Source organism: Zarconia navalis LEGE 11467, assembly GCF_015207075.1.
Lineage (GTDB): Bacteria > Cyanobacteriota > Cyanobacteriia > Cyanobacteriales > Geitlerinemataceae > Zarconia > Zarconia navalis.
Map to the genome: position 1 here is coordinate 1 of NZ_JADEXN010000291.1, position 6,777 is coordinate 6,777.

Below are 6,777 nucleotides of genomic sequence, written 5' to 3' on the forward strand. Positions count from 1 at the left end.
CGTTCTCGGTATTGGCACGATTCGGAGATTCAGTTTCTCGAACAGAGCGCCGTTCAGATGGGGGTCGCACTCCAGCAAACCAACTTACTAAAGCGAACTCAACAGCAAGCCGCGAGCTTGCAACAGGCCGCAGAACAACAGCAAGTATTGTTTGACGTCGTCGCCAAGATCCGCGAATCCCTCGACCTCAACACTATCTTCACGACCATGTCTCGGGAAGTCCGTCGAGCTTTAAATACCGATCGCGTGGGGATCTATCGCTTCGATCCCAACTCTGAGTTTAATGAAGGTGAATTTGTCGCCGAAGATGTCAGCCCGGAGTTTCCCACAGTACTGGGCGCAAAGGTTCGCGATCGCTGTTTCGGTGACAACTACGCGACGAAATACTCTCAAGGTCGAGTGAGTGCCATAGCCGATGTTCGCAATGCCGGATTAAAACCTTGCTACGTTAAGATTTTGACTCGATTTGGCATTCAAGCCAATATGATTGCCCCGATTCTCAAAGGGGAACAGTTGTGGGGATTGCTCTGCATTCATCAGTGCTCTGGACCCCGGAATTGGGAAGAGTCGGAAATCCAGTTTGCGACCCAAATTGCCGCTCAAGTGAGCGTTGCCCTCGAACAGTCCAAATTACTCGACCGAACCCGAAAGCAGGCAGAGCAACTCTCTGAGGCTCTAGAAGAGTTGCGACAAACCCAAACACAATTGATTCAAAACGAAAAAATGTCCAGTTTGGGGCAATTGGTGGCTGGGGTGGCTCACGAAATTAACAATCCCGTGAATTTCATTTACGGTAACTTGGTGCACACGCGCGAATACACCACCGATTTACTGAGCCTGTTAGAGTTGTACCAGCAGCACTACACTGAAATTCATCCGGATATCGAAGAACGAATCGAAGAAGTGGAACCGGAATATCTGGCGCAAGATTTGCCAAAGATGCTCGCTTCGATGAAGGTTGGGGTCGATCGGATTCGCCAGATCGTTCTATCTTTGCTGAGTTTTTCTCGTCTCGACCAGGCAGACTTCAAGGAAGTCGATCTGCACGAAGGACTCGATAGCACTTTATTGATTTTGCAACATCGGCTCAAAGCCAAATCCGATTGCCCGGAAATTGAAGTGGTGAAGGAATACGGTAACTTACCTTTGGTGGAATGCTATGCCGGACAGCTCAATCAAGTGTTTATGAATATTCTAAGCAATGCCATCGATGCGATCGAGCAATGCCAGAAGTCGGCAGCTAGCCCCGATATCAGTCGAATTCTCCTACGAACTTTTGTTGAAGCCAAACCCGACTCGAAAACGCCGGTTGCGATTATCGAGCTTGCGGATAATGGGATGGGAATTCCCGAATCCGTGCAGAAGAAAATATTCGATCCCTTTTTTACGACAAAGCCTGTTGGCAAAGGAACGGGGTTGGGTTTATCGATTAGTTATCAGATCGTCGTAGACAAGCACGGAGGGCATTTTAGCTGTATCTCAAAACCGGAGTTGGGAACGACATTTCGGATTGAAATTCCGAGTCGGCGGATCGATTGAGACGATCGGATGTAAGTTGCAGGTTTTGGGTTTTACCGAGCAATCCTGTTTCAAATTGGATATTTTGCTCTACTTCTCGCTCCCATTGACGGAGAATATCTATCGCCCACAGATCTCCATGCTGGGCTTGTGCGACCAAATAGTTTGTAATTCTGGTCTGTAACAATTGTGACATAACCCTTTCTTTCGTGCTTTTAGAGTTAGCATAAACAACCAAATCCGATCTGACTTCCCCCGATTGGATGAACTGCTTTGGACGGTGCATTCTTTTTCCCGAGCGTAGATTGGCAAGTGAGACGAGAAACATTATCTAGCGTTTCTATAGGAGACGTGAGACTGGGTTGAGTAAAAATGCAACAAGCAACAGGTAACAGGCAAAATTTAGAAAGGGTTAGACATATCATTTCAAAGTCATAAAAATGAGAGTCGAGTTTCACATTCAATTTGTAAATGCAATATTTAGTAACACCTGTTGTTTTTTTAGATATCGCGACGCAAATGTATTAGGACATCTTAAAAAGCTCCAAGAGATCGATCGCTTGGTTTAGCCGATGGCATACGGCATGAGAGCTGAATGCTTGCTGCTATATTAGTCGTCATCCAAACTTGAGTTTATTTTCCAAGTGCTAGCAGTTCGATAAATTTTTGAACCACCCGATCGGGCGTTTGTAAACATTGAAGGTAAGGAAATCGATAAATCCGAACTCCTCCCCGCTCGAAATAAATATCTCGATTTGGCTCGACGCTCTCTCGATCTTCATGTTTGTCCAAGGGAGAATCGACGGCTAAAATCCCCCATCTCACAAAAGTTGGTACGACTGAAACTCGGTTAAATACCAAAAAGCCCAATTCAGTTTCGCTCCCTCGCACGCCACCGAGATCGAGGCGCGCGATGCTGTTGCCAAAAAAGAGAAGATTGGCTCGATCGAGCGCTTTGGCAATTTCTACCTGGGCGATCGAGCTCAATTGCAATTGCTCCCAAGCCCAACGATTACCGTTGCCATCTGATGGGGCGATCGCGTTCGAGCCATCCATTTGGATTTCTTCAGCAGGTATCTCCTGACGTTTAAGTTCCGATTGCAGAATGGCAATCTGTTGGATCAACGACCGATTTTGGATGGGAGTTTGGGCCGCGCACTCTTGAGAGTTCTGAATTTCGATAATCTTCTGACGGCGATCGAGGCTCGTACCCGAGAGATTGGTCCTTTCTAAAAAGGCATTCATTAATTTCGTGCCCACCAGAATCGCATTTTGTAGATCGGCCCCGCGAAAATCTGCATGACTCAGATCGGCTTGGGTGAGATTTGCACAGGTGAGATTGGCTCCGGTAAAGTCGATCGACTGTCGAGGGGCATCGAGGGTCACCTCATTAAACTCTTGAGTGACACAGGTCAAATTGGCTCGATTTAAGTTCGCGTCGCTGAAATTCGCGCAGGAGAGATCGGCTTCGCTCAAATTCGCCTGAGTGAGATTCGCATGGCTGAAATTCGCGCAGGAGAGGTCGGAACCGCTCAAATTCACCGCACCCAGGTAAGCCTGTGCAAAATCCGCCTCGCTCAGGTTGGTATAACTGAGATTGACATCGCTTAAATCGACCCCTTGCAGATCGGCGTTGCCCAGATTGACCCCGTAGAGATTCACGCCATAGAGTTGGGCACCATTGAGGTTGGCGTTGCTGAGATTAGAATGACTCAGATTGACCCCATAGAGTTTGGCATGACTGAGATCTGCATCCCCTAAATCGATTCCGCACAGATCGACATTACTCAGATGCACTTCGCTCAAGTCGATCGCACCAAATTCTCGCTCTCCAGCCTCATATCGTTCGAGCAAAGAAGTGACGGCCGATCGAGCCAAAAGCTCGTCAGCAGAGCGGGCGAGAAGTTCGTCAGGATCCATTGGAATTGAGGGGGGAACTACAATCATCCGATATTCCTGGCACGAGACCCGATCTCTGGTGAACCATCGCCGCTTGTTTTGCCCCTTTCCCCGATGACGATCGCCATCGGGCGGTTGGAGCTAACTTCTAATTGAGAAATGAGTAATCTAGAGGCGACTGCCATTTTATGAGATGCTCTGGAAGTCTCAACCAGAGCGGGTAGAGTGAGGAGGTGAATATGGCGAACCAATATCGGTTCGCCCAAAAGATCGCCAAGGTTAACGGGCTGGTGCTTTTACCGCATCGCTCAAACTTTGACAAAGCTGTTCGATTGCCTTTAATCCGGCGGTCTTGTCAGGGACGGCTAACCGTTTGACGAACGCACTCCCAACGATCGCCGCATCTGCACCCCATTGTTGAATTTGGCGGGCTTGTTCGGGACCCGAAATTCCAAATCCGACCCCAATGGGTTTATCGGTCACTTGGCGCAATTGGACGAGCAAATCTTTAACCCGCGTCTGAATTTGCGATCGCACTCCGGTAACTCCAGTGACGCTGACGAGGTAAATAAAGCCTTGGGAGCGATCGGCGATGGTCCGAATTCGGTCTTCGGGGCTGGTGGGGGCAACCAACAGCACCACCTCAATTCCGTATTGCCGACTCAAATCCATCAACGCTCGTGCTTCTTCTAGGGGCAAATCCGGCACCACTAACCCTCGAACGCCCGCTGTGGAAATTTGTTGCAAAAAGGTTTCGATTCCCCGATTTAAGATGGGGTTGTAGTAGGTAAAGAGAATAATGGGCGATTTCAAACTCGGGCTGATTTTGGCAACAACCCCGAGTACGTCATCTAGTTTTACACCTCGTTCTAGAGCGCGAGTCGCTGCCGCTTGAATCACCGGTCCGTCGGCGAGGGGATCGGAGTAGGGGACTCCCAGCTCAATGATATCTGCCCCACTGCGATCGAGAACCTGCAAGGCATCGGCTGTTGTCTCTAAATCCGGATCTCCGGCCGTAATAAAGGGAATTAAAGCGCACCGACCCTGACGGCGCAAAGACTCAAAACAATCTGAAACGGATACCACCATCGTTATTCTCGTTCTGGATTCGATCGTGCCGACGCGCGTTCTTCGGCTTCAATTTGCGCTTGGAGTCGTTCGAGTTCCTCTGGAGTCATTTCGTCGAGGCGCTTGCGCAACACGGCATCCTCATAATCTCGCAGTTGTTGGTTGTAAGTCATACCGCCGGTAGCGAACCGAAACATATAGCTCAGCAGCCAACCCACCAACACCGTAACTAAGATGACCTGGCTCCAGATCCCCGCATCGAGACGATCCAACCCGATCGCTTGCAAGATTGCGTATAGTAAGCCCCCAAGGAGAAATATCCCAAAGCCAATTCCAATGACATCGATCCTTCGCATAATTTCACGTCCGAGCGTCACACTTGCACGACCGCCATTGCGCGAGATCGCGGCAGTGTGGAGCCAAAAAGACTACCCCTCCAGTTGACGGGGTTGCGGTCGAAAATTGAGAAATGGAGAGAGCAACAAGAGACCGGGGAAACACAAAAACACGAAAAAATACATGATGAGTCGCTCGATGGAACTGGCGACGTACCACCGATTTTTCATGTAGAAATACAGTCCCAAGGGCAACACCACTAGGTATGTTCCGATTAAGGAAAGATACAAGACTAGAGTAACCAGAGTTGTTTGAGTCATGGGCGGGCAAAATAACGAACGGGGATATTTTCTCAATCGATCTCCGATCGAATTTTACCTTACAGAGGAGAGTTTGAGGGGGGTGCGAGAATTCCTATCCGACTCTATGAGTTCGAGAGTATTAAAGAAAGTTAAGGTTGCCAAGAGTAAAGTCTCTTCAGTCGATCGTCTCAGAGCAATTGCAAAACACTGGCAGTGCCAGGGTCTCAGTCCATTTTCCCAAACAATCGTTGACTTTGGGTCGAGACGGGCAGACTCAATTCGACGGTCGTTCCCAGGTCGATTCCATCGCTGTGCAAGGAGATCGTCCCACCCATCAACTCCATCAAGTTACGCGAAATTGCCAGTCCCAAACCCGTTCCGCCGGATTTTCGGGTTGTGGAACCATCGAGCATCACGAAGGGTTTAAATAGTTTGTGGTGGTATTGGGGATCGATGCCAATGCCCGTATCTTGAATGCAGACGATCGCATTCGATCGGTAATCGGGGGTTTCCGAATCCCCCCCAGAAACGGATTCGATACGAGTGGAAATAGAAATCTTGCCCGCATCGGTAAATTTGAGGGCATTATCGATCGCATTTCCCAGAACGTGAGTGAGTTTGGCGGCATCCGCTTGTACCATGACGGGGTTTTCCATCAGTACGATCTCTAAGACAAGTCCTTTGGCTTCGATCTCCGGGCGCTTCAAGGCAATGGTTTGTTGGAGAACTTTTTGAAGGTCTACTGATTGGATGGTAACGGGCACCTGACCGGCTTCGATCTTTGAAATATCGAGAATGTCATTGATAATTCCCAGTAGGTGCATGGCGGAACCGTCAGCCAACTGAAGTAATTCCAATTCCTCATCGCGATCGTCGCAATAGTCATCTTTTACCAATCGGATCGATCCGAGAATGCCGTTGAGAGGCGTTCGCAGTTCGTGGGAAATCGTGGTCAGAAACTCACTTTTGAGCTTATTGGCTGTTTTGGCTTCCTGCCAAGCCGACTCTAATTCTTCCGCCCAAGCTTTGAGCCGTTCGACCATGGTATTGAGTGCCCCGGAGAGTTGATTGAATTCTCGAATGGCAAAGTTGGATGGAATCGCCTGGGGTGTCGAACTACATTGGACGTTCAAAGCATATTCCCCCAATTGTTCCACCTGACGGGCCGCTGCACGACCGATATACAGGGTTGCCAACAGATTGGTCGCAAACAACCCCAGCACGAGGATAAATATCACCTGCCTGATGTCGCCCCGTGCGGCTAAAGCACTATCGAGGCGAGTGACGGCCAAAACGATCCACTTGCGGTCTTCACTTTGGGTGACGGGGGAAGAAATCGCCGTATATCCGGCGAGAAGTTCTTCGCGATTGTCATCGAAGTAAAATAGATGCAGAAAATTTTGGTGTCCGTCTCTGGCATTATCAATTAAACGCTGCAATCGTCCTGCATCTTCCTCTTGGGAAATATTGCTCCCCACGCGATCGGCAAAAGGATGCTCTAAAATCGTTCCAGTTTGGTCAATTAAGACGGTATACCCGGCCAGAGATCGAGGTTTATTAACGGCTTCGGGTTGGGAAAGCTGGGTTTTAAAACTTAAGGCGTAGCGTAGGGATTTGAGACCTTCTCGAGCGTTTTCGGAGTAAACGGGGGCAC

General features: G+C 49.1%; 7 protein-coding genes. 1 reads left to right on the forward strand and 6 read right to left on the reverse strand.

Translation table 11 applies throughout. The features are described from left to right. A partial coding sequence (locus IQ235_RS14945; protein WP_264322242.1) for a GAF domain-containing sensor histidine kinase occupies positions 1-1,539 on the forward strand: 1,539 nt, incomplete at its 5' end. 612 nt (positions 1,540-2,151) lie between these two features. On the opposite strand, the gene IQ235_RS14950 is transcribed toward IQ235_RS14945, so the two are convergent. From IQ235_RS14950 to IQ235_RS14975, 6 genes are all read right to left on the reverse strand, one after another. Next, positions 2,152-3,438 (reverse strand): pentapeptide repeat-containing protein, encoded by a 1,287-nt coding sequence (locus IQ235_RS14950; RefSeq protein ID WP_264322243.1) that lies wholly within the window; start codon positions 3,436-3,438, stop codon positions 2,152-2,154. Positions 3,439-3,461: 23 nt separating this feature from the next. Next, positions 3,462-3,683: a hypothetical protein gene (locus tag IQ235_RS14955; protein ID WP_264322244.1), complete on the reverse strand. Its 222-nt coding sequence runs from the start codon at positions 3,681-3,683 to the stop codon at positions 3,462-3,464. Between the two features lie 13 nt (positions 3,684-3,696). Then, positions 3,697-4,503, reverse strand: a complete 807-nt coding sequence (gene trpA / locus IQ235_RS14960) for a tryptophan synthase subunit alpha (RefSeq protein WP_264322248.1) — start codon at positions 4,501-4,503, stop codon at positions 3,697-3,699. A gap of 5 nt (positions 4,504-4,508) precedes the next feature. After that, positions 4,509-4,841, reverse strand: a complete 333-nt coding sequence (locus tag IQ235_RS14965) for a DUF3007 family protein (RefSeq protein ID WP_264322245.1) — start codon at positions 4,839-4,841, stop codon at positions 4,509-4,511. 72 nt (positions 4,842-4,913) lie between these two features. Next, positions 4,914-5,141: an NAD(P)H-quinone oxidoreductase subunit L gene (ndhL, locus tag IQ235_RS14970; RefSeq protein ID WP_264322246.1), complete on the reverse strand. Its 228-nt coding sequence runs from the start codon at positions 5,139-5,141 to the stop codon at positions 4,914-4,916. A gap of 206 nt (positions 5,142-5,347) precedes the next feature. Next, positions 5,348-6,777 (reverse strand): cache domain-containing sensor histidine kinase (locus IQ235_RS14975; RefSeq protein WP_264322247.1); only part of this gene is annotated, 1,430 nt, incomplete at its 5' end.

Bases quoted from the DNA above. Each gene is read 5' to 3' on its own strand.
- IQ235_RS14950 (WP_264322243.1), bottom strand. From the start codon at position 3,438: ATGGATCCTGACGAACTTCTCGCCCGCTCTGCTGACGAGCTTTTGGCT.
- IQ235_RS14965 (WP_264322245.1), bottom strand. From the start codon at position 4,841: ATGCGAAGGATCGATGTCATTGGAATTGGCTTTGGGATATTTCTCCTT.
- ndhL (WP_264322246.1), bottom strand. From the start codon at position 5,141: ATGACTCAAACAACTCTGGTTACTCTAGTCTTGTATCTTTCCTTAATC.